This window comes from Acinetobacter sp. SM1B (assembly GCF_003289665.1).
GTDB classification, from domain to species: Bacteria; Pseudomonadota; Gammaproteobacteria; order Pseudomonadales; family Moraxellaceae; genus Acinetobacter; species Acinetobacter schindleri.
This window is the reverse complement of sequence record NZ_QMBM01000039.1, coordinates 1-248: the sequence shown is the minus strand read 5'-3', so window position 1 is coordinate 248 and position 248 is coordinate 1. Positions and strand designations below refer to the sequence as shown.

At 40.3% G+C, this 248-nt stretch carries 1 pseudogene; it reads right to left on the bottom strand.

Features of this window, described 5'->3' with window-relative positions:
* Positions 1-52: 52 nt before the first annotated feature.
* A pseudogene (locus C8322_RS14500) lies at positions 53-248 on the bottom strand (IS5/IS1182 family transposase); the annotation flags it as partial.

Here is a 248-nt window from a genome sequence, read left to right as displayed (position 1 = left end):
GGCTTTGTTGCACAAAGATTTAAAAACTAGAGTTCCCCTAAGCTACTCAAATTTAAGAGACAACTTGGGTATGAGGTCGACCTAATTCAGTGAATTTATTGAGGACTGCCACACGTGCATGAATCTCATTGACTTGGCTTTAAAAGCTCCTTGCACTCAGTTTATCGCCCAATAATTTAATGCAATGCATCTTGGTTTCTACCAAGCTTCGGCGATGATACCCAGACCACTTTTTCCAAATGACTCTT